The 24251-nt window shown below is 41.7% G+C and carries 15 protein-coding genes; 7 read left to right on the top strand and 8 right to left on the bottom strand.

Features of this window, described 5'->3' with window-relative positions; all coding sequences use genetic code 11:
- The first annotated feature begins 199 nt into the window (after nucleotides 1–199).
- From A7968_RS03585 to A7968_RS03570, 4 genes are all read left to right on the top strand, one after another.
- A complete protein-coding gene (locus tag A7968_RS03585; protein WP_225736544.1) occupies nucleotides 200–1267 on the top strand; it encodes an aldose epimerase family protein in 1068 nt (355 codons plus the stop codon).
- The gene (locus tag A7968_RS03580; protein ID WP_064665181.1) at nucleotides 1267–3234 is read left to right on the top strand and encodes a glycoside hydrolase family 97 protein; all 1968 of its coding nucleotides are present in this window, start codon (nucleotides 1267–1269) and stop codon (nucleotides 3232–3234) included. Before A7968_RS03585 ends, A7968_RS03580 begins: the two co-directional genes overlap by 1 nt.
- Nucleotides 3206–5176, top strand: coding sequence for a family 43 glycosylhydrolase (locus A7968_RS03575; RefSeq protein ID WP_064665180.1), 1971 nt, complete (start codon nucleotides 3206–3208; stop codon nucleotides 5174–5176). The genes A7968_RS03580 and A7968_RS03575 overlap by 29 nt, the downstream gene beginning before the upstream one ends.
- Nucleotides 5177–5574: 398 nt before the next feature.
- On the top strand, nucleotides 5575–6546 hold the full coding sequence (locus tag A7968_RS03570; RefSeq protein WP_064665179.1) for a calcium/sodium antiporter: 972 nt from the start codon (nucleotides 5575–5577) through the stop codon (nucleotides 6544–6546).
- Nucleotides 6547–6604: 58 nt separating this feature from the next.
- Here the strand turns inward: A7968_RS03570 and A7968_RS03565 are convergent, their stop codons facing one another.
- Nucleotides 6605–7912, bottom strand: a complete 1308-nt coding sequence (locus A7968_RS03565; protein ID WP_064665178.1) for an ATP-binding protein — start codon at nucleotides 7910–7912, stop codon at nucleotides 6605–6607.
- A complete protein-coding gene (locus tag A7968_RS03560) occupies nucleotides 7912–8583 on the bottom strand; it encodes a response regulator transcription factor (protein WP_064665177.1) in 672 nt (223 codons plus the stop codon). The genes A7968_RS03565 and A7968_RS03560 overlap by 1 nt, the downstream gene beginning before the upstream one ends.
- A 206-nt stretch (nucleotides 8584–8789) precedes the next feature.
- On the opposite strand from A7968_RS03560, the gene A7968_RS03555 reads away from it, so the two are divergent.
- Both A7968_RS03555 and A7968_RS23680 read left to right on the top strand, forming a co-directional pair.
- Nucleotides 8790–9599, top strand: coding sequence for a TlpA disulfide reductase family protein (locus A7968_RS03555; protein WP_064665176.1), 810 nt, complete (start codon nucleotides 8790–8792; stop codon nucleotides 9597–9599).
- A gap of 176 nt (nucleotides 9600–9775) precedes the next feature.
- The gene (locus A7968_RS23680) at nucleotides 9776–9904 is read left to right on the top strand and encodes a hypothetical protein (RefSeq protein ID WP_264373507.1); all 129 of its coding nucleotides are present in this window, start codon (nucleotides 9776–9778) and stop codon (nucleotides 9902–9904) included.
- 323 nt (nucleotides 9905–10227) lie between these two features.
- Here the strand turns inward: A7968_RS23680 and A7968_RS03550 are convergent, their stop codons facing one another.
- The 6 genes from A7968_RS03550 to A7968_RS03525 all read right to left on the bottom strand — a co-directional run bounded on the left by A7968_RS03550 (nucleotide 10228) and on the right by A7968_RS03525 (nucleotide 20354).
- On the bottom strand, nucleotides 10228–12231 hold the full coding sequence (locus A7968_RS03550) for a methyl-accepting chemotaxis protein (protein ID WP_064665175.1): 2004 nt from the start codon (nucleotides 12229–12231) through the stop codon (nucleotides 10228–10230).
- Between the two features lie 117 nt (nucleotides 12232–12348).
- Complete coding sequence (locus A7968_RS03545) at nucleotides 12349–12765, bottom strand: hypothetical protein (RefSeq protein WP_157586645.1); 417 nt, start codon at nucleotides 12763–12765, stop codon at nucleotides 12349–12351.
- 114 nt (nucleotides 12766–12879) lie between these two features.
- Nucleotides 12880–14463 (bottom strand): carboxylesterase/lipase family protein, encoded by a 1584-nt coding sequence (locus tag A7968_RS03540; RefSeq protein WP_064665173.1) that lies wholly within the window; start codon nucleotides 14461–14463, stop codon nucleotides 12880–12882.
- Between the two features lie 11 nt (nucleotides 14464–14474).
- Nucleotides 14475–15323, bottom strand: coding sequence for a poly(ethylene terephthalate) hydrolase family protein (locus A7968_RS03535; RefSeq protein WP_064665172.1), 849 nt, complete (start codon nucleotides 15321–15323; stop codon nucleotides 14475–14477).
- Between the two features lie 146 nt (nucleotides 15324–15469).
- Nucleotides 15470–18895, bottom strand: coding sequence for a LamG-like jellyroll fold domain-containing protein (locus tag A7968_RS03530; RefSeq protein ID WP_064665171.1), 3426 nt, complete (start codon nucleotides 18893–18895; stop codon nucleotides 15470–15472).
- Nucleotides 18896–19391: 496 nt separating this feature from the next.
- Complete coding sequence (locus A7968_RS03525) at nucleotides 19392–20354, bottom strand: glycoside hydrolase family 43 protein (RefSeq protein WP_064665170.1); 963 nt, start codon at nucleotides 20352–20354, stop codon at nucleotides 19392–19394.
- A gap of 555 nt (nucleotides 20355–20909) precedes the next feature.
- On the opposite strand from A7968_RS03525, the gene A7968_RS03520 reads away from it, so the two are divergent.
- The gene (locus A7968_RS03520) at nucleotides 20910–23741 is read left to right on the top strand and encodes a TonB-dependent receptor (protein ID WP_064665169.1); all 2832 of its coding nucleotides are present in this window, start codon (nucleotides 20910–20912) and stop codon (nucleotides 23739–23741) included.
- The last annotated feature ends 510 nt before the right edge of the window (nucleotides 23742–24251 follow it).

The following is a 24251-nucleotide window of genomic DNA, read 5'->3' as shown; positions in this document are numbered from 1 at the left end:
TGACTACTGTATTGTATTATAAAAGTATAAATACAATTATAAAAAGGTTATTGGTATGTCATTGCAATGTGTAACTCAGCGCCTAACAGCGGTTCATCAGTCGTCAGCATCTATTAAAAAATTCTCTCGCGGTATCTTTGCAGTGGCAGTGTCCTTTTCAATTGCCTTAACCCCCGCGTGTGCTCACCAAGGAGACAATATGAGCAATTCACCTTCTGCATTACTGCACGCTTATGGCAAGCTTGCAGATCAAACTCCGATCAACCAAGTAACGCTAACCAATAGTAATGGTGTGAGCGTTGATGTGATCAATTATGGTGGCATCATAACGCGCATCGAAACGCCAGACAGCAATGGCAATATGGGTAACATTGTTTTAGGCTTGGATAACTTAGAAGATTATACCAATGCAACCACTTACTTTGGCGCGATCATTGGCCGCTTTGGTAACCGTATTGCCAATGGTAAATTTAGCTTAAATGGCACCGACTATCAGTTAGCCACAAATGACGGTGATAATCACTTGCACGGTGGTGTACAGGGCTTTGATAAGAAAGTCTGGACCATGGTGCCATTTAGTACAGAAAACAGTGCGGGTGTCACACTCAGTTTAGTGAGCCCTGATGGCGACCAAGGTTACCCTGGCGAGCTTACAACACAAGTTACCTACACACTGACCAACAAAAATACCCTAGATATGCAATTTGTGGCAAAAACTAATAAGCCCACCATCATTAATATGACCCAGCATAGTTATTTTAACTTAGCCGGTAAGGGCGATATTCTTGATCACCAAATGCAAATTAACTCAAATGCAATTACCCCAGTTGATGGCGGTTTGATCCCAACGGGTGAGTTGATGCAAGTGGCGGGTACGCCGTTTGATTTTAGAAATCCAAAAGCGATTGGCAAAGATATTAATATCGATGATGAGCAGCTCAAGCTTGGCAAAGGTTATGACCATAACTTTGTGCTTAAAAACAAGCCTAATCATGATTTGATTGAAGCTGCTAATGTGTATGAACCAAGCTCAGGGCGTACCTTGACTGTGTATACAGAAGAGCCCGCGGTACAGTTTTACTCAGGCAACTTTTTAGATGGCAGCAGTAAACAAGCCTCGGGTTTAGTGCATAAATTAAGAAGTGGTTTTTGTTTAGAGCCACAGCACTTCCCAGACGCGCCTAATCAGCCAACATTCCCAAGCACGACACTGCTCCCTGGTGAGGTTTACTCAACTCGTATCGTGTATGAGTTTGGTACTAAGTAATGCACGTTGTTAATCAAATAGGGCTGCTGTTTGCAGCCTTAGTGATAACAACTGCGGCGCAAGCGACTGAGGTTGCGACCATTCGCAGCCCGGATCAGCAGTTAACTTTATTGGTTGATTTAGATGAGCAAGGGCAGCTAAGTTATCAAGTACAGTCACGTAGCGATAAGGTCATTGAGCCTTCTTTATTAGGTATCACGCTTAATAATACCGACTTTACTAAGCGATTGAGCTTAGCCGCAGTTTTAAAACAGCCCACAGTAAATGACAGCTACCAGCTTTTTACTGGTAAGCAGCAGTTGGTTGATTACCATGCTAACAGCACGGTTGTTAGCGTGACTAATCAGCAAGACCAAGCACTGAATATTCGCTTTCAAGTCAGTAATGATGGGGTTGCTTTTCGCTATGAGTTAGCCGGCGAAACCACAGATACACGTGTGGTAATGAGTGAACAAACAGGGTTTAACTTTCCAGCTGAAACAGTTGCGTGGTTGCAGCCTAAGGCCGAAGCACAATCTGGCTGGATGAATACTAACCCTTCTTATGAAGAAGAATATTTACAAGCAGCGCCATTGAATACACCAGCGGTAACCAATAATGGCTGGGTTTATCCTGCGTTATTTAAACACCACCAACAGTATATTTTAGTATCTGAGGCCGGTGGTGCTGATTACTACAGTGGTACCAATTTAACGAATAATAGCGAAGGGCAGTTTCAGGTACGTTTTCCAGATGCCCGTGAAGTTATCAGCAACGGTGGCTACTTACCTGAGCATACTTTGCCATTATTATCGCCGTGGCGCATATTAACGATAGGCTCATTGCAAACTATTACGCAATCGACTCTGGGTACTGATATCGCTCGCCCTAATCAATTAAGCAATACTGATTTTATTAAACCCGGCATCGCTGCATGGAGCTGGGGCTTACTAAAAGATGACTTTACAACCTTCCCTGTGCAAAAGCAGTTTATTGATTATGCAGCAGATATGCATTGGCAATATGTATTGATTGATGCGGATTGGGATCAAAAAATAGGTTGGGATAAAATCCAGCAGTTGGCAACTTATGCTAAGCAAAAAAATGTTGATTTATGGGTTTGGTATAACTCATCAGGAGCTTGGAATAATACTGTTTACTCGCCTAAAAGTGCATTACTGACTCGCGCTGATCGCATAAAACATTTTACTAAACTGCAAGCTTTAGGGATTAAAGGCATTAAAGTTGACTTCTTCCCAGGTGATGGCTCATCGGTGATGGCGTATTACGAAGCAATATTGCAAGACGCCGCAGCGTATCAGTTAATGGTCAATTTTCATGGCACCACCTTACCACGGGGGCTACAGCGAACGTATCCTAATTTAATGACCTCCGAAGCCGTAAAGGGTTTTGAGATGATCAGTTTCTTCCAAGCTTTTGCTGATAAAGAAGCACAACATGCCGCCACCTTAGTGTTTACTCGTAACGTGTTTGATCCAATGGATTTTACACCTATGGTACTTGGCGATATTCCTAATATTGAACGCAAAACCAATAATGCCTTTCAGCTCGCGTTGCCGATTTTATTTACCTCTGGGGTTCAGCACTTAGTTACGACCCCTGAGCAAATGGCAAAGGTGTCAGCACCAGTTAAAACCTATTTACAATCGTTGCCAACAGTATGGGACGAAACACGGCTATTGCAAGGCAGCCCTGGTAAGCATGTGGTAATGGCAAGGCGCCGTGGTTGCAACTGGTATATAGCAGGGATCAATGCTGAAGATAAAGCTATTACGCTAGATATTGAGTTAAGTTTTAGCAACTTTAACTCAGCACAGCTGCTAAGCGCAGGTAAAAAATTAACAGAAGTTGAGACGCAACAGCTCGACTCAAAACAGCTTTCTATAAAATTAAACCCCAATAGTGGGTTTGTTATAATAACTAAGGGTGATAACAACAATGAATGTACAACATCACTTGCGAACTAAGTTAAAGCGTACAGCTAAAGCAACTGGCCTTGTAGGCTTATTTGCTTTGTCTTTAAGCTCGCTTAGTGGTTGTGGATCTACAACTAGCGCAGGCACACAAAAAACAGCTGATAAGGCACTAACTACGAGCGCCAAAGCACCCACGCAAGACGATGGCGTGTTCACTAATCCACTGTTCCCAAATGGTGCCGATCCATGGCTTGAGTACTGGGATGGTAACTATTACCTGACTACAACAACATGGACATCTGAATTGGTGATGCGTAAGTCACCGACGTTAGCCGGACTTGCCGATGCAACCCCAGTAAATGTATGGTCAGCAACCGATCCTGCTCGCTGTTGTAACTTTTGGGCGTTCGAATTTCATCGTGTTAAAGGCCCTGATGGCTACCGTTGGTACATGATGTACACAGCCGGCACTGATGGCACATTAGATAACCAACATCTTAATGTATTAGAAAGTGCTGGTGACGACCCAATGGGCCCGTATGAGTACAAAGGCGCGCTCATGCCTGACGTATGGAATATTGATGGTAACTATTTAAGCTACAAAGATAAACTCTATGTTATTTATTCACAGTGGCAGGGCGATCAACAGCTTAATATTATTGCTGAAATGGAAAACCCATGGACACTGAAAAAAGGCACGCCACATACTGTGATCACACGTCCTGAACTTGATTGGGAGATCAGCGGACGTAAGGTAACTGAAGGTGCTGAAATTCTGCAGCATAACGGTCGCACGTTTATGACTTACTCAGCAAGCTTTTGTAACACGCCAGATTATAAGTTAGGGATGTTAGAACTTGTTGGTGATGATCCGCTTGATGCAAACAGCTGGAAAAAGTTTGATCAACCAGTATTTGAACGTACCACTGAAGTATTTGGCCCTGGTCACAATGGTTTCTTCACTTCTCCAGATGGCAGTGAAGATTGGCTGGTATATCACGGTAATGACTCAGTAGAACATGGTTGTAGTGCCACACGTTCTTTACGTGCGCAAAAATTTACTTGGCATGATGATGGCACGCCAAACTTTGCAAAACCTGTAACACCGGGTGTTGAAGTAGCTCCGCCATCAGGCGAATACGGACCACTGGTTACTCGTGTTCAAGGTCAGCGTTATAACCTCGTAAATGCAACTAGCGGTTTGTGTTTAGACATTGCAGCCGATCCTCAAGATGCCCGTGCCGTACAACGTCAATGTGCTGCAACCAATGGTCAATGGGTTATTGATGCCACTACAGATGGCTTTGTCCGCTTAGCAAACCGTGAAGATAGCAAGTTTTTAGAACTAGCTAATTGTAGTGATGCAGATAATGCGAAAACACAATCTGCTGCTTGGCGTAATAACTTCTGTCAGCAATGGCAAGTAGCCCCAAGCACTGATGGTAATGTCACTATCACGAATCGCTACACTGAAAAACCATTAGCCGTAGCAGGGTGTTCAGCTGCACAAAATCAAGCCGTGTTACAACAAGGCAAAGATACGGCCTGTGGTGACTGGCAATTACAGCCTGTAGGCAGTGTCGCGGTAATGAGCCAACAAAGTGGTAAAGCGTTGAGCGTTGCAGGTACTGTTAAAGCAGGCACTAATGTTGAGCAACAAGCGTTTACTCATAGCGATGCCCAGCAATGGTTCTTTGCACCAACAGACACAGGTTACGTTGCTTTAAAACAAGACCTTGATAGCGATTACTGCGCTGCGGTGGCAAACAATGCCTTAGTACCCGGTGCTAATGTTGAAATGGCTTCGTGCGAAACTAAAACAGCACAATGGCGCATTGCTCCTGTTGCAGGTGGCGGCGTGATGTTGATCAATCGCTATACAAAGCAAGCACTAGGCTTAAGTGATTGTGGCCTTGCAGATAAAACTAATTTTGCGCAACAACCTGATTTAGGTAACAAGTGCCAAATTTTCCACCTCCGTGAGCCTAACTAACCTGAGCTTAGGTTAACTAGTCAAGAAACATGTTCGACTCTCACCAAGCCACTACTTAACTTAGGTAGTGGCTTTTTTGTTTATGCTATAAACTTTGACAACCAGACAGACAAGGAATAAGCAGGCAAAAAAACCCCCTTAAATTGTATCTGCATTGTATTTACTGACAGTGTTTGCTTTTTTGTTCGCGTGGTCCAGACTAGATTTTTCAGGTTTACTTATTCCACACCAATTATCGCATTAGCATCAGCACAAATCTCTTTGCGATATTATAGTCACTGGTTAATATTAACTCGGATAAAGGTTTAGTGTTAAAACGGTTATGCTTGTTTACTATGTCGCTTAATGCGATTTATTGCTGGTGTAGCTAACCATTATTTTTTACTTAAGGAATCATCATGATCCTCGCCAGCTTGGCTATTTTAGGTGGTTTTATATTGTTAGTCTGGAGCGCCGATAGATTTGTTGATGGCGCAGCGGCTACGGCTAAGTATGCTGGTATGCCTTCGCTGCTTATTGGTATGGTAATTGTCGGGTTTGGTACATCAGCACCTGAAATGGTGGTGTCGGCAATGGCGGCAGTTGATGGGAATCCTGATTTAGCACTAGGCAATGCGCTGGGTTCAAATATCGTTAATACAGGGCTGATCCTTGGTGTTACAGCACTAATTGCGCCTATTGTTGTGCACTCTAAAATTGTCCGTAAAGAGCTCCCTCTGTTGTTGATTATCGGGCTTTTTTTTGGGGCTTTACTGTGGAATGGCGCTTTGGAACGCTTTGATGCAATGCTCTTACTGATAGGCTTTTTTGTTTTAATCGCATGGAGTATTTATTCGGCAATGAGTAATAAAGGTGACTCATTAGAAACTGATACTGAGCAAGCATTACATAGTCACGAAATGACATTAGGAAAAGCCATTTTCTGGCTTATATTTGGGCTTATTATATTGGTTATTAGTTCGCGAATACTGGTGTGGGGCTCTGTAAGTATAGCCCAAAGTTTGGGCGTGAGTGACTTAGTTATTGGGTTGACTATTGTTGCATTGGGCACTTCATTACCGGAATTGGCGGCATCAATAATAGCGGTGCGAAAAGGAGAGCATGACATTGCAATTGGTAATGTGGTTGGCTCAAATATGTTTAATATTCTAGCTGTTGTGGGCATTGCAGGCCTGATCACACCGATAACCTCAGTCGCTCCCGAAGTGTTGTCACGTGATTGGCTGGTAATGATGGCAATGATGGTTGCGTTATTGATGATGGCATATGGTTTTCGTCGGCAGGGACGGATCAACCGAGTTGAAGGCGCAGCGCTATTACTCGCTTATATTGGTTACACTATTTGGTTAGTGATGTCAGTAATAAGCTAATACGAGTGGTTAGTATATGGCCGGTCTGTATTGGGCCATATATTAATGATTTAGAGGGCTAAGCTGCAGGGATGGTAAATTCGGCTGTAAATATTTCATCTTGCTGCTGAAGTTTTATCGAGCCATGATAACTTTGCGCGATTGTATCTACGATGGATAAACCTAGACCTGCGCCTTGCGCATTTCCTTTTCGCCAAAAACGAGTTGTCATTAATGGCACATCCGCAGCTGGCAGTGTGGCTTCATTCCTAACTCTAAGACTAATATGCTCGTCTGTGACTTCACTGATAATAATAATCGGTGTATTTTTTTTGCTGTATTTGAGCGCGTTATCAAGCAGATTCTTACCAACAATAGCCAGTAGCATAGGTGGCAGCGCCGATGTATATTCGTCACTTTGTATCATATAAGCTACGCGCTCTTCGTTAGGTGCGAGCTCTTGAATGATGCTTTTAAGTAATGCCTCAATAGAGTAACTTTCTTTACTGCGCATTAATGGCGCAGCATCAATATTGGCTAATAAAAGTAAGTTATCCAATATAGCCGTTAATTTTTTGCAGCTTAATTCTACCTGTTCTAACGCGTGTAGCTGTTTATCGCCGGTGCTCAAGTGCGCAATTTGGGTTTGCGATAAAATGCCTGCCAATGGTGTACGCAGCTCATGTGCAGCATTACTGGTAAATTGCTTTTCACGTTTTATGGTTTGCTCTAAACGCGCCATGAGGGCATTTTGGCTATCAAGCAGTGGCTGCAATTCTTTGGAAGGTTGTGTGAGCTCTATGGGGGCTAGATCATTACTTCCGCGCTTTTTTAGGGCTGTGGTAAGTTGCATTATGGGTTGGATACCTTTACCAATGGCAAACCAAAGTAGCGCCAACGTAATGAAAATTGCCAGAGTAGGTGGAATAAGTATGCTTTTTAATAAATCATAATAAAGTGACTGCCGCTCTGATACCTTGTCTGCTATGGTGATCTTGCGTTGCTTGGTAATTAAAGTAAATGTCCGCCAACGAGCGTTGTTGCTAGTGAGATAATCGAAACCAGCACTAAAAGCGTTGTTATTTGGGAAAGGCCCACTGTTACTGGTGGTAAGAATAGCACCATGCAAAGAGCTAATTTGGCATGTTAGCCCTTTTTCAGTGCCAATTTCATTTTCTGTAATTATGTTTGGTACACCAGCTTTAAGTGAATCATGGGGGACATGCCTTAAAATGTTACTCAGCATCATTGCGGTGGATTCAAGACGTTTATCAAAGCTGTTTTCTAGCTTATTATTTAAACCCGCTACCATCCAGATACTGACAATAAGCCAAAAGGCAATAAATACGATGGCAACTAAAATTGTTAGACGTATGCGTAAGCTCATTATTTAAACTGCTCTGCGGGACCTAAACGAAAACCAAAATTGCGGATTGTTTCAATTGCTTTTGAACCGAATTTTTTACGCAAGTTGAATATATGCACATTCAATGCATTACTAGATACGTCGTCGTAGGTGCCATACAGTACATTTTTTAATTGGTTTTCCGATAAAATTCGTTGCGGATTATTGAGCAGGGTTTTTAACAGTAAATCCTCACTGCGCGAGAGACTTATATGTTCACCGTTAAGCTGAGCCTTATGTTGCTCAAGGTCATAATTTAACTGTCCATGGGAGAGTATATTTGTTAATCGATCATTGGCTCGTCTTTGTAAACTGTATAAACGGGCAAGCAATTCTCTTAGATCAAACGGCTTAACTAAATAGTCATCTGCGCCACTTTTTAGGCCCGCGACTTTGTCGTCAATGGTGTTACTGGCCGTAAGTACTAATACAGGTAAAGCGTTTTGTTGTTTACGTAACCAGGTTAACCAATTGAGTCCATTGCCATCTGGTAAATTTAAATCAAGTATTGCTATATCAAACTGACTTGCAGCAATAATGTTTTTAGCGCCGCTGATAGACCTTACATGTTCTAATGCAATGCCTTCATTTGCTAAAAACGTGCTAATTGCATCGGCAATAATGTCATCATCTTCAACCAGTAATACGAACATTTTTACCTACTTTTATGCGTGAAATTATTTTGCTCGCATTGTCACTAATGATGAATGAAAAGCGGCATGGTTAATCGCGTAAGTGAGTAGAGTAACTCGCTATGAATAGCTAAAACAAGTAAAGGATTGATAATTTATATTCTTAATATTGACTTAATCTAAGTGAGTTATAGTGGCTGGCAATACGCAATTGGATTATAAAATAAATGCTAAGTATTTCTTTAGGGCCATTAGTGATCCCCTTATCACTGTTAATTATTTTCGTTGGCTTGTTTGCTTTTTGGAGTTTTACCTATTTGCAAACACGCAAGAATCCTCAACAAAAAGCAATCTTAGACGCTGTATCTAGGGCGATTATAGTGGGCTTTTTCGCTGCACGGGTGGCTTTTGTGATCACAATGTGGCAATCCTACCAGGCTAACTTATGGCAAATTATAAATATTAGCGATGGTGGCTTTGTCGCTTTTTATGGTTGGCTGAGTGGTGGTGTCGTGCTGCTATTTTATGCGCGTAAGAACAAGCAACTCATCAAGGTTTATTTTATTTCTGCGATGTTAGCGGCTTTAGGGATGGCGATTCCGACCTTTAGTTTGGCAATCTATCAAACGGGCATCGAGCTACCCAGCGCCAAAGTTCATAATATGCAGGGCCAAGAAATTGATTTAACAGATTATAAAGGTCAACCTGTAGTCATTAACTTTTGGGCCTCATGGTGTCCCCCGTGTCGCAGAGAAATGCCTGTATTAGCAAGTGCACAACAGAAATACGCTGACGACGTAGTGTTTATATTTTTAAACCAAGGAGAGAGTAAAGCAACCGTTCGTCAGTTCATTAACTCTGAGCAGTTGGCATTACAGAATATGTTTCTTGATCCTGCCAGTAGGGTCAGTCGAGAGTCAGGCTCAGCAGGCTTACCCACCACATTGTTTTATGATGCCCAAGGTGGGCTGGTGGAGAGCCATATGGGTGAGTTGTCGCAGGCGAGCCTCAATTACAATATCCAAAAAATAAGGTAGCTTTATGAATAAGTTCGCTTTTTTAATATTTTTAGTGCCATTTCATTTAGTTGCTGCGATTCTTGGTTCAGATAACCCGGAGGGAGAATTTAACAAGTTTGAAAGTGGCATAACTTTTAATTCCTTAAAATCTTTAGCAACAATACCTGAAGAACTTAGAGCCAAATCATCAGATCATGTCTGCTATGGGGGCAAGAGCAACACCTGCGACTTTTTATCATAACCAAGCTGGGCAGTTGAAAATGCAGATGGGCTTACCGCCACAGGCTGCGATGGAAGATATTTTAGGAACGCTTGAAGATTAGCCGTGTTTGCACTCCTCATATTTAATTGATGATCTAACTCTTTAAGCGAAGCGGCTCTTAACCTCTTTGTGAATAAATCACTTAAATCTTTCGCGGTGGCAAGCCACTCGCTTACAAAACCATTTTACACAAAGAGAAGACAATGAGAGGAAATGAGCGCTTCAATCTGAGAAAACAACTTAACACGATTGGTATAACATATGAAAAGCTAAAAAAGCATTAGTATTACATGGCGTCTTAAACAACAAAACACAGCCTTCATTGCTGTAAAGTGGTCAGGACTACTCGTCATGAACTTAGATGACAAGTAGCCATTGGTATGTTTATTTAACTTTAAAGAAGCTGATTTGCTGTTTTATTTTATTTGCTAATTGAATCAACTCATCAGCGGAATAAATTGTTCCTTCTGTTCTTGATTCAGCATCTTTGGCCAGTTGGCTTATCAAGTGTAAGTTTTGCGTGATCTCATTAGCAACGGTACTTTGTTGCTCGGTTGCTTCGGCTATATTACTGGAAGAACGGGTTAAATCACCGATGCTTGCGGTGATCAAGTTAAGTTGTTCTCCAGTTTGTTTACCTTCATTTGCTGACTTAATTCCTAGTTGCTGACTTTGCTGCATTTGCCGTGTTGCCGTACTAACTTGATTCTGTAATTGCTCTATGGTGTTACTAATTTCAACAATAGATTTTTGCGTTCGTTGGGCTAGTGTTCTAACTTCATCGGCGACCACGGCAAAACCGCGACCTTGCTCACCAGCACGGGCTGCTTCAATTGCTGCATTTAGCGCTAATAAGTTAGTTTGCTCTGCAATCGCATTAATCACTTCAGTGACTTTACTGATTTCATTACTCGCCAAATTAACTTGTTCAACCGCTTGATGGCTACTATTGAGTTGTTCACTAAGTTGCATTAAATCTTCGATCACTTGATTAAGCTGTGAGCGGCCCGATTGTGCATCTTTATCTACTTGTCCAGTGCGTTCAGCACCTTCATTGGCGTTGTTTGCAACATCTTTAATTGAACATGACATTTGCTCAATCGCAGTGGCGATTTGTGCTGTTTGCGCCATCATTTCATGAGCTTCTTGACCATTGGTTTGCGCTTCGGTTTGACTTTTTACTGCGTGGGATTCAAGTTGTACCATGGATGATTGCAGGGCAAAAATAAGCTTACGTAATTCTTCAGCCATAGCACTGACACTGACGGTGATTTGATCAACTTCATTGTTACTATGTCTATCTGAGCCCGATAGTTGCTCAGATAAGTCGCCATTACCCAGTCTATCCACTGTTTTAGTGAGTTGCTTTAATGGTTTGAGGGTTTTCACGAGTACCCATGAAAGTAGTGCCGTTATCATAGCAATACCAACAACAGATGCTATGGCATTGACAGTCATTAGCTGAATACTTTCATCAGCTAGTTCATTTGCATTTACTCGTGAGAGTATGGTCCAGTTCCAGCCTTTAATTGGCTCGCTATAAGAAAACATCGCCTTACCTGCGGTATTTGTATAGAACAATGGGGCATGCATGTGTACTTGTTCTGGTGTTAGCCCTTCAAGTAAACTACTTGACACTTCTACATTAGGTTCTGCATTTTTGGCAACAATAACCGTGTTATTGGCATTATTAAAAATAGCCACGTGGCCTGTTTCTTCCATAACTAATGCATTGACCGTTTTCCTTAAAGAGCGCATTGAATCGTTAATATTAAAACCGATATAAAGAATACCAATGACTCTGTTAGCGTTATTCATAATTGGCTTATACACAGTCATATATTCATTGCCAAACAATTGGGCATAGCCTTGATAGGTATCACCTGCCATTAAGGTTTGATAGCCAGGGTGCTTTTTACCTAAGTAAGTGCCTACAGCTCGTTGACCGTCCGATTTTTTTAAAGAAGTCGCAATACGGAAAAAATCATCGCCATCTCTGACGAACACAGTAGCATTGCCTCGTGTGAGTGCCGCATACTGATCAACGACTGCCATGTCATTATTTACGGCTTCATTATTGTGTAATAGTACTGGCACTTGCTGATTAACCACAGTTACTCTTTCATTTGAGAGCTGAAAGTCACCTGGGTACATGGTTTTAAAAACATCGGCGTTTTTTGATGCTATTGCCAGCAGACTGTTGTATTGCAGTTCGAGTAAGTTAACGATTTGATGGGTTTCAGATTCAATGGCTGATTCACTTTTATCGGTGAAAATCGCGGTGGCGACCATATAGGAAGAAACACCAACGATACTAAAAACACACAGTGATAGCAAAAATGCCAGTGCACCAATCTGTTTGGCAATAGGCCAGTTTCTATAACTCATATTAATACCCACTTGTTGATATTGCGCTTATTTAAGTATAGTGAAAAAAACACTAATGCTAAGAATAGATTATGGGCAGCAGAATAATAGTATTGACTAATCGCATTTTAGAGTCGATCAGACCATAGCACTAATAAGTGCGCCTGGATCAGTAATACCGGCTTCTTTCATGGCGTCGCTAATTGCCTTTGCTAAGGTAATCATTTGATTCTGTATTGATGAAACCATGTCAGTTTGCATCTTGATTTGTGCTTTCACGGCTTCATCTTGCTGGTTATCTAGCGCTTTCAACTTAAGTAGTTGCTGTTTTTGTAGTTCAAGCTGCTGTTTTAGTTGTTCTAGTTGTTCAATCATTTTTGCAATGTGTTCAGGCAGGTCTGAACTGGCCGCTTTTTCTGCTGCTTGTTTGGCCTCTTTACCTGAGAGCTTATCCAGCTCTTTTTCTGACAAGCGATAACCAGTAGCGTCGTTACTTTTTACTCTAGACTCTGCGGGTGACGCAATGGGGTATCCCTGCGGTTTATGTATCTGCATCATGGCTCTTTATAATGTGGTATAAGCACATTTATCGGCTGGATGAGTTGTAACTAAAGAGGTGAAGAGTAAAAAGCCAACGATTAAATTGGCTTTTATTTATATCGCTGCAAATTAGTGAATTTGGTTAGCCCATTTTTCACCAGCTGGTGTGCGGCGCCATTTAAAATACTCATCAAGTATTTCTAGCGCTTGTTTGTCGGGCACTGGGCCTACTTTCGCTTGTTGTTGAAAATACATAGTGCTTGGTTTGCTTTCATTAAAAGCGGGCCAATGGGGCAGGGTAGTGTCATTTGGGTTGCCATTTTTGGCAAAGTTAGTCCAATAGGTGGCCATAGTATCTGACATCTTTAAATCATTTTCAGTTACATTCGGATCTGCTTTATTAAGGTTTTTAAACATATAGGCAATTTCATGACCGTGGCCAGAGCCATGATCTTCATCTTTGCCACCAAGTTTACGCTCAGGGTGATGATCAAAGTAATAAAGGTAAGCGGGTGCATTACCATACTGGCTTTGTAATTTAGCCCAGCTCCAAGTATGCCAACCAAATGCCGCATCGCGTACAAGGTTTCGAGCACTGCGAGGAATGCTATTTTTTGCCACCGGGTAAGCTTCAAGCAGACTTGGCGCAAACTGACCGAAACGAGTCTTTACTCCGTCAACAAAGTTATTTACATCAGGGTCCCATACAAAGCTGACGCCTTCATCCGAGTTATAACCAATTAAAGCGGGTACGTCATTAAACTTGCCTTGCTGATAGAGTTTATATTGATCGCCTTTGATCACATAACCGTCAACGATAGGCCAGCCACCAGGCAGCGACCAACCTTTTGGAATAAAGGTGTCTGCGCTCATTTTTCGCAGTTGTGTAATGGAGGTTGTGCCAAACTGTTTTACATAGTCGAAACCTTCTGCTTGAGCCTGTTGTAAGGTCGACATATTTTCACCGGGGTAATTTTTTATGCGAGTAGGGCCAAATGAACCGCCACTTTGTGAGATAACTTTGTTAATTAACCCTTTCGCTAACGGGGACGCTGCAAGCATACTCACTGAAATACCGCCCGCGGATTCTCCAGCAATAGTGACATTATCAGCATCACCGCCAAACGCAGCAATGTTCTGTTTAAGCCACTTTAACGCGGCAATTTGATCGAGTAAGCCGTAATTTCCAGAGACACCTGCTGGGCTTTCTTTGTTAAGCTCTGGGTGAGCTAAAAAGCCAAGTTGACCAACGCGATAAGCAATCGAAACAACTATCACGCCTTTATTCGCAAGTTCACTACCATCAAAAATGGGGTCTGATGAACTGCCAAAACTAAAACCACCCCCATATATCCAAACGAGTACAGGGAGCTTTTCATTATCGGATTGTGCGGGTGTCCAAATATTCAAATATAAACTATCTTCGCTGATCCCAGATACAGGGTCACCAGCTTGAATTGGGGCGGGTGCATATGCTTGTGCTTTAAGCACACCTTGCCATTTTTCAGCCGGTTGAGGGGCTTTCCAACGTAATTCACCAACGGGTGGTTTAGCAAACGGCACACCTTTAAAAACTGCCAGGTTTTGCTGTGCAGTGCCTTCAAGTTTGCCTTGTGCCACGCTTACTTGGGTTAACGGCTCAGCGTTTACACTGGCCGCTGTTGTAGCAAAAAATGCAGCCCATAAAAGCCGCTTAAGTGTTGAGGTGTTCATAATCATTCCTTTTAAAATTGCTTTGCTTTTATATCCCAGCTGACAAAATCAGCGGTTTGGCCCTGTAAAAATAGCGTTGCATTGGTTTGTTTATCTTTTAATTGCCAGTCAAGCCATTTGATAGCGAGCTTTGAGAACGAACCACCAAACGGCTGTTCAAACGTACCAGAGTGTCCGGCTGTTTTATGATTTGCAAACACAATAGGCACATGATTTATACGCTGATAATCAAGCTTGGCATTGTCAGTGGCAATATCGGTTGGCCCACCGACAAGATAAATAACAGGAGCATGTAAGTTGTGCAGTGAGTCAACATCGGCGCTTGCCATGGTCATATCACCAATGCCTGAATTAAACATTAAATAGCTGTTGATTCTTTTATCTGCGGCAGTAGCAAGTAGTTGCGCGCCGCCACACGATTGGCCTGCAATAGCGACTTTCTCAAGGTGTGCGCGTTGATAAAATTCACTCAGCGGATTACTAGATTGTGCTGTGATCCAATCAATCGCGTGAGGGATCATGCTATTACTGGCCTTATTTAAGGGCCTGTCATCAAGGCTGTTTTGCATTTTGCCTAATGCAATCACTAAGTAACCATGCGAGGCAATGTCTGAGAGCATATGCTCAAAGGGATATGATGTATCCATGCAGCCGCCGTTAGCAAATACTACAACGGGTAGTTTTATTGACTGATTTAACTCTTTCGGACGGTATATAACATAGTTACCTAACGAGGTTTCAGTGGCTGCAATGGCGCTAAATGGGCCACTGCCACCTTCGTCTATCACTTTATAGTTAGCAGTTTTCGCAAAGCATAGTGAGGGTATCAAGCATAGTAAGGTGATGAAAAGACGTTGCATAGCTCCTTCCTTAGTTAATATTGTATTATAAATATCACTGTATATGATGTTGTGTTTGTTGAAAATAAAAAGTTAAAAAAAGCCAGACTCTCGTCTGGCTTTTTATGACAACAAACTATTGGGTAAGGCAGCTCACCCTAAATAGCTTACTCTTGTGCATTAGCTGCATCGTAGAGTGCTTTGATTGCGTCAGCATCGATTGCTCCGTTAAATATTTTTAACTCATCAACCGCGCCGTTGAAAGGTGTATCCCAGTAGTTTACACCTAACGCAAATTCATTGGTTTCGCCCTCAACAGTAAACACGCGAGGGAAGCCACCTGCTTCAATTTTAAGCTCACCGTTTACATACATCTTCAAGGTGTCACCGTTGGTTCCGTCAACAGTGAAGGCAACATGTGACCACTCTTTGGCTGGCAGTCGCATGCCTAAATCACCATTATCAAAGAAGGCACCGCCGCCATTTGCCCAAAGGCGAGTCGTATTCGAATCAACCATTGAGGGGACTAAGCTTATCCATGCAGACGAGCTTGCACCTGCAAAAAATGCAGTGGTGTAATCTGAGAACGTTTCAGGCTTTAACCACATAGACACAGAATAATCATTGGTAGTGATCAAGTTATTTGGTAAACGAATCCCTGAACCTTGCAGGAATACTGCTTGGCCTTTAATACCTTCAACAAATGTGATGTTACCGCCAGTGTTATCAATACGGTCTCCAGTAGGCTTGGCGTTTGCGTAAGCTGCTTTAAGTTCAGCTAAGTCGCCTTCAAAACTATATTCTGCAGGGGCAAGTGATTTAACTGTAACTTCAAAAGTTTTAGTATCGGTAAAGTCTTTATAGTTAATTGTTGCTGTTAAAGTAACAACTTGGTCACCCGCATTGGCGCTTGGCTGATTAACAATGGCAGTGCCATTAACCGGTTTTAAGAACTCCTCATTATTTGATGTCCAGCTAATCCCTGACACAAATGGCCCAACACGGGGTAAGGTAAAGCTTTCACGGATAGCCGTTGTATCACCTAAATCAAGTGCATCAGTAATGAAGGTTTCAAACTTAGTTGGATCAGTTAGGTTGTTTATCGCTGCACCATTGATATCTAAGCTGTTTAATGCGTAATCATAGACAATAAATTCATCTACTTGACCTTGGAATGGTGTATCCCAGCCAAAATTTACACCAAGTGCAAATTTAGCTGTATCAGCACTAAACATATCAGGGCGTGGCATAGAGCCCACAAGCTGACCATTTCGATAGTATCTCATAGTCCCATTTGAATAGCTCAGGGCGACATGTGACCATTGGCCGGCAGTTGCGCCGCTCGTACCTTCAATTTGATTCCATTGCTCAACCTCTGGTTCAACTAGGTAGCGGCTCCATACTAGATGGTTAGTTGTGAAGTGAGGGGCGCCGCCAGGAATATAGCTAATCCAACGATCGGCATTTTCAGCAGCAAAAAATGCCGGAGTATAGCCTGAAACGACATCTGGCTTAGACCAAAATGAAACGGTGTAGCTGTCAGAATTGATAATGTCATCCGGTAACCGAACACCGGTTGCGCCATCAAAGTTAAATGCTTGTCCTGTTTGACCAGCAGCATAGGCTGGCGTACCAACACCTGTGTTGTCTAAATTGTTATCAGTGGTCATGGCATCAGCAAGGTTGCTTAAATTATCTGTTAAGCCGTTTTCAAAGCTATAGTGCGCAATCGCATTTTTAAATACGGGGCGTGCTTTTAGATTAACATTGAACGTTTTGGTGATAGTTTCACCATTAAGTGACATATTAGCGGTTAATGTAACTGCTTGGTCGCCCCGATCAGGAGTTGGTATAAACACATTGCCTTGGGTATTAATGTAATATTCATTACTTGACTCCCAGAGAATAGTCGTACCCGCTTTCCCTTTGGTTGGTAATGAATAACCTTCATCATCAATTGTCAGCTCAGTTTTTATATCCAGTGCATCGCTCACGGTTGCTAAAACACTGGCAGTTTCATCAATTTCCGCTACTTTACTGCCCCAGACGGTGGTGTTTTCTAGTGATACTGCAGAGAAAGTAACCACTAAATCTTGCTTGCCATCATCCCATTGCCATTTAGCCACACCATAGTAAGTGCCAGATTCAAGCTCAAGTTTAACGCTTGAATCATCAACCATATACCAAATACCTGCTTCATCACCTGTTACTGAATGATCGGCATTTAAAGCAATGTGAGTAGAGCGCACTGCGCTGGTATTAACATCAGTCCCATGGTTTATAAATTTGTAGTAACCGTATAGCTGCTCAGCCACCACTAAATTATCACCCTCTAATGGCACATAACGTTGCGGTGAGGTTACCGGCCAACCGGTTGAATTAATGAACATCTCATGCACGCGAACTTGGTGAGCTTCACTCGCTGTCGGAAACGGTGTAGAGGTTTGCGGGAAACGCGTGTGGGTAATCAATAAGTGACGGCCAGTCGCTTCGTCATAATGTGCTGAATTATGGCCCGGTGATTGATAACCCCAAGCAGGTGAGGTTTCACCTAGCTCTTGAGTGTACTCAAAGCCACCTAATAGTTTTTCACCAATTTCTAGACCACCAACAGCGGCAATATCATTGCCAGCGGTATCTAAGTATGGGCCATCTGGTGTTTTTGAACGTGCTACACGGATATTGTAACCACCGTTTACATCAAAACCAGCTACTGAGTAAAATAAGTAATAGTAGTCACTTTCAGGGCTATACATAGCAAATGCGCCTTCAATGGCTCTAAAGTCACCACCCACTAAGTGTTTACCATAGCCTTGCTCAGCATCTGGCATACCCGTTTCTTCATCCATTGCCAGTACAAAAATACCGCCAGAATATGAACCATAAACCATCCATAATTGCCCGTCTTTATCATAAAAAGCGGCGGGGTCAATGGCATTCGGGTCAACCGCGCCATTCCATGTTGTTTGGCCATTATCTAAAGGATACTGTGCAAACTCTTCATCGTTGCGATAGCCACTGCGTAAAAATACGCCTTTATTTTTATATGGGCCTTCAATATTATCAGCTTCTGCAAGGCCTAAGTATGAGCGGTTCCAGCATACTTCATCGACTACATCGGGTGTATCAGGGTTGTCTTGTGCGCAGTGGTTATAATAAAACCAAAATTTACCATTGGGTGCTTTAACAACATCAGCAGCCCAGTTACCGGTAAAGCCATCTGTCCACTGAATACCCTCTGCAATTTCGCTCGTGTAATTAAAGTCAAAAAGCGGGCTTTCATTCACGGCTTCATTAGCGGAAAGACTTGAAATCATTTCCCAATTTAACAAGTCAGTGGATTTAGCGGCTGCTAAATGCGAGCCAAAGATATAATAGGTGCCATCATTTTCAATGACTGATGGATCGTGTACGCCAACATAAGTTACTGCTACCTTACCTTCTTCGTTGTACTCAACACTATCACTGACGGTTGGTTTTGCACTTTGTGGCTGGGCAACTGCTGGTGATGACTCAAGCTTAGTGCCTTCCTCAGAGCATGCTGTAACAGCTAAAGCGCAGGTGATCACCATCGCTAATTTGGTTAGTTTCATTTTGTGTGTCCTCTTATTACTGGGATTTTTGTTATTTAATGTTGTCAATAAAATTGCTGCGCATTGAACGTAAAATAGCAACTACGTAGTATTGTAATTTTATAGTACTATTAAAAATGTGCAAATACTTTTGCAAAAGTAATTGGTATGTAAATAAAAAGTACTTTATTTACAATGCTTACAGCGCTGTTTTAATTATTTTTAAGTAATGATTTGAACTGATTTTTCGCTTTTTTGCAGCGAAAAACCTAAGTGTTGCGAGTAAGTGTCAGTATTTCAGACCTGAGCTGATTAATGGAAGTTACCAATATATTGATTTGAAAATGTAAATAACCAAAGATTTGTATAACAGGCTTATCGGTAGTTAATTCAACCCTAAACTAACTTTTGGAGTGTTGAGATAGTTATTGTAGCAAGACGATTAATTTTCCGAACAGCAGGCTTTTTAAATCATAGTATTGAGGGCTCTACAATAAGAGCCCATTTATTGACTGAGTTATTTACCTTTACTCAATCCTTCAGTGGTCATGATAATACGCTGTAAGGTGCCATCTTCATTGTAAAGCAGTGGCTCAATAGCAACAGAGCGTCGAAAACGACCGCCACTTGGCTTGCCGTCTTTCGGTGGTACTGCACCGGTGTGGTAAATAAAGTAACTTTTACCTTTAAATTCGATAATTGATTGGTGATTGGTTTCGCTGTTACCGGCAATCTCATTGAGGATACCTTGGTACTGCCAAGGCCCATGGATACTTTTGCTCATTGCATAGCAGATTTTTTCAGGGAATTCGCATGCATAAGAAACATAATAGTATTCATCTTTTTTATGAACCCACAGTGCTTCGGTAAAGTTTGGTAAATCAATGGTTTTAATTTCGCCATCTAAGCTGAGTAAGTCATCGCTTAGTTTTACATATTTAGGCACTAAGTTGCCAAAAAACATGTAGGTATCGCCGTTTTCTTCTTCATAGATAGCCGGATCAATATCGTCCCAATCATTTGGAGTGTGTTTAGTCATGTCATCGGTGACCAGGGCATGGCCGATAGCATCTTTAAATGGCCCAGTAGGAGATGTAGAGGTGGCAACACCAATTGCAAAACCAGGTTTAGTATCATCATGGCGAACGGTAGTAAAAAAGTAGAAAGTGCCGTCGCGCTCTATCATATGCGATGCCCAAGCTTCACCTTTAGCCCATTTGAAATCAGTGGCTTTCATTATTGGGCCGTGCTTTTTCCAATTCACCATATCGGTTGATGAAAAGGCAAGCCAATCATGCATCTCAAAGAAAACATCATTATTAGGAGCTTCATCATGACCGGTATAAAGGTAAACCGTATCTTTATGTACAAGTGCGGCAGGATCTGCGGTGAAAACATCAGTAAATAATGGGTTTTGTGCAACAGCCATCGTGCTAGATAACAGTAATGGCAGGGCAAGGGCTTTTAATTTAGTGTTCATGAAGTGTCCTAGGTGATTAATAATTGTAATTGAACATGTGCTCTTCACGGTTACTGACTCAAATTGTATTATAGAGTATACATATGGCCTCAATTGGTACAAATAAGTAAACATACAGTGAAAAAGAATCTTTTATTGTAGTATTGTATTTTTTATTATCTTAGCATCAAAATTACTAAGGTAAATATCTGGTTACTCATTTTTTGTCAGTCAAAAGCCTGCTAATATGTGTTTTCTCCACGGTTGAATGTTTTAATTGATTGAATTTAAGGGGTTATTTTTATGTTTTACGTATCTGTAAACATATGAGCAAGGTTAAATTGCGTGAGAACTTTAATATATTTTTTACGGATTGTTTTAATTTAGGTTTTAGTATTGACCCCTGATTAGTCATACAATATGATTAAAGTTCGGGCGTTATTCTATTAACAAAATAATACGTAGATCCCCGTGTACTGTTTTGACAACATCTCTGGACAATGCAGTGGTCATTCTCGGTAGCTAAATGGAGCAATTCAGCGTGCCGATAAAACTATAATTTGGAGAACACCGCTTATGTTTAAAAGAACACACATAGCCAGTGCGATGGTTTTGGCATTCACTTGCCAATTTGCCTATGCACAACAAGAAGCAATTAACACAACTGAAGAAAGCGCTGATGATATCGAGGTTATTCAGGTTACAGGTATTCGTGGCAGTCTAAATAAAGCGTTAGATGAGAAACGTGCTAGCGTGCAAATTGTTGACGCTATTATTGCTGAAGATATTGGTAAATTCCCAGATAACAATGTTGTTGAAGCCTTGCAGAGGGTAACTGGGGTACAAACTACAGGCCGCGGTGCTGGTGAAGTAAGCCAAGTATCAATTCGTGGTTTAACAGATGTCCATACAACCGTAAATGGCCGTGACATTTTTACTGGCGCCGGCCGTGATGTATCACTACAAGATATCCCTGCAAGTTTACTTTCGGGTGTGACCGTTTATAAAACGCGCTCGGCAGATCAAGTAGAACGTGGTATTGCTGGTTCAATTGATATTAAAACAAACCGTCCATTTAACTTTGATGGTGAAAAAGTTGTACTTGCTGCGCGAGGTATTTATTCAGACCAGCCAGATAAAGTTGATCCAAACATTAGCGCTTTATTAAGTAATCGTTGGGAAATAGATGGTGGTGGGGAATTTGGTGCATTAGTGAATATCTCATATGCGCAAACTCATTACCGTGATGACACCATGACCGCTGGTGCTGCATTTCCATTCTTCACAGATAAACCTGCTACAGGCTATTCTCCTTACTCACGTATTCCGAATCGAGATCCACAAGACAACTTGATTTGGCAAGCAGGCCTTGAAGGCGGACTTCCTTCTGCTGCGGGTTCTACGTTGAATATCGGTGGGGTGCCAACCGAGTACTTGCTTGCCCGCGATGCTATCTTTGGTACGTCTTTCACCGGTCTTCGTAAGCGTCCAGCTGCATCAGTATCTTTACAGTGGGCGCCGGTAGATACATTAGAAATTACCGCTGAAGGTTTTTACACAGGTTATGAAAATGAATCACAAAATGCGCTTTGGTTCTCTAATACTTTCGAAAACGGTAACGGTAATATAGAGACGCCAATTACGTTTGACGGCACTAACGTTGTCAAAGAAAAGCAAGCAATTGCTGCTGGTGGCTTCCAAAGTGGTGACTCAAATTCTGAAAAAACCGACAGCTACTTATATGCCTTAGGTGCTAAGTGGCAGGCTAGCGATTATCTGACGATAAATACAGAAGTGGTATACCAAGAAAGTGAATTTGAAAGTGACTTCATTGGTATGCGTTTTGATCGTGTTGCTACAGGCCTTGATGTTGATTTTAATGATAACGATGGCATGCCAGGCATTGCTTTTTGGGATGATCCAAATACCGCGGTAAATGAAGCCGATATGGCGGCTGTTGAAAACTGGAATGCAAGTACCCTATATGACAATGGCGGTGGCAACAGTGGTGATTCACTTGCGTTTACTTTTGATGCTGAGTATTTAGTTGGTGGTACTTACATCGATAAAATAAAATTCGGTGGGCGCTATGAGAACCGTACAGCAGAAGAGTTTACTCGTACGCAAGATAGCGGTATTGCCAATACATCGGTCGCACAGTTAATTGATTTACTTGCCGCTAATGGCGCATCTGGTGATGGCTCAGGTATGGTTTACCAAGTTGATGATTACCTTGATGGTCGTGCTGATGTGTTTGACAGCTTCATCACTGCTGACGGTGGCTATTTACTAGATAACGCCAATGTAATTCGTGGTATATATGGCCTAGAAGCTGAAGAAAAGTATAAAACCTTCGATATTGAAGAGAAGTCTTATGCGTTATACGCCACAACAAACTTCTTCTTAACTGAAAATATCAGTGGTGAGATTGGTGTACGTTACGTGAGCTATGAGCAAGATATGCAATTCACTGCTGAAACGGGCACTAACACCAATGTATTTGATTCAAGCTCAGCGAATGCTGATGTTAGCAAGGTGCTGCCAAGCTTAATGCTTAACTGGAACATTACCGATGAATTAGTGGGCCGTGTTGCTTACACTGAAACACTGCGTATGCCGAATTTTGCTGACTTAAACGCCTTACAATACTGGACCGATCCACTTACGGAAGGTGCAATCTATGGTGAAGGTACCGGTGGTAACCCAGAACTTAAGCCAACTGAATCTAAAAACTATGATATCTCTTTAGAATGGTATTTTGCAGATTCAAGTTCAATTTATGGTGCTTACTTTAAACGAGAGATTGAGGGTTTAGTCGTTCCAGGTCGTAAGACGGTCACTCGTGAAGGTAATGATGGGGTAACTCGTCCATATGTACTTAGCGCGCCAGTAAATGCATCAAATGGTGAGTTATCCGGTTTTGAGTTCGGGGCTGTTTACTTTCCTGACAATGTACCAGATATATTACAAGGTATAGGTGTACAAGCTAGTTTAACCTTACTTGACTCGTCACAAGATACGCCTGATTTTGATGAAGAGGGTAATTTATCAGGTTATATTGATTCTAATATGGCCGGTGTGTCGGATGAGTCCTATAGTATTGTTGGTATTTACGAGCGAGATTCGTTCGATATGCGTTTATCGTATGTATGGCGCTCTGAATTCTATACCGGTAACGAAGCGGCTATTTTTGCTAACCCGCTACAGTTTTGGAGCCGACCAGAGCAAAGCTTAGATTTTCAATTTAGTTATGACTTGACAGATGATTTTGTTGTGACATTTGATGCAACAAACATCTTAGATGATGTATATCAAAGCTATTACGGTGAAGGTAACGATAACCTATTCAACTTCAGTAATGCTATATACTCTCGCACATTCGCGATTGGGGCACGTTACACTTTCTAAGTGTTTATGTAATCCTAAATCTATAAGTTAAAAAGTCCCAGCATGTCTGGGACTTTTTGTATCCTGCTTAGCCTTTATTCTACGATAGAAAAATAGCAACGTTTGTCGCAGAGGGAGCCTGATGAGCATCAGCATGCAGGTGTTGTAGAGCGGGAAATTGTTTTGCTGAATTGTAATATTGTATCTTTATTGCTCGTGTAAAATAAAAAATAATTTTATTTAATTGTTGTTAAATATAATTAAGTTCTTCACCTTCTGCATAATTAAATGTCTAACCCTATGTTATTCATTTACTTTTCACTTCTTATTTACCGTTCTGAAGTCTTTATTTTGATTTTTTAAATTAACATTTATTTAGCGTTATAAGTTGACTGTTAATTAATCATACAATATTATCAATGTCAGGCAGCAAATAATTAACATAATAAAACGCAACCTTAGTTGAGGCTCTGACAACACGCTTCATAAATAAGGGCAAGCAGAGGGCAATTAGTCTTCTGGGGAAACATA

The sequence above is a fragment of the Pseudoalteromonas prydzensis genome, assembly GCF_001661495.1.
Classification (GTDB): Bacteria; Pseudomonadota; Gammaproteobacteria; order Enterobacterales; family Alteromonadaceae; genus Pseudoalteromonas; species Pseudoalteromonas prydzensis.
This window is presented reverse-complemented; position numbering and strand designations above follow the sequence as displayed.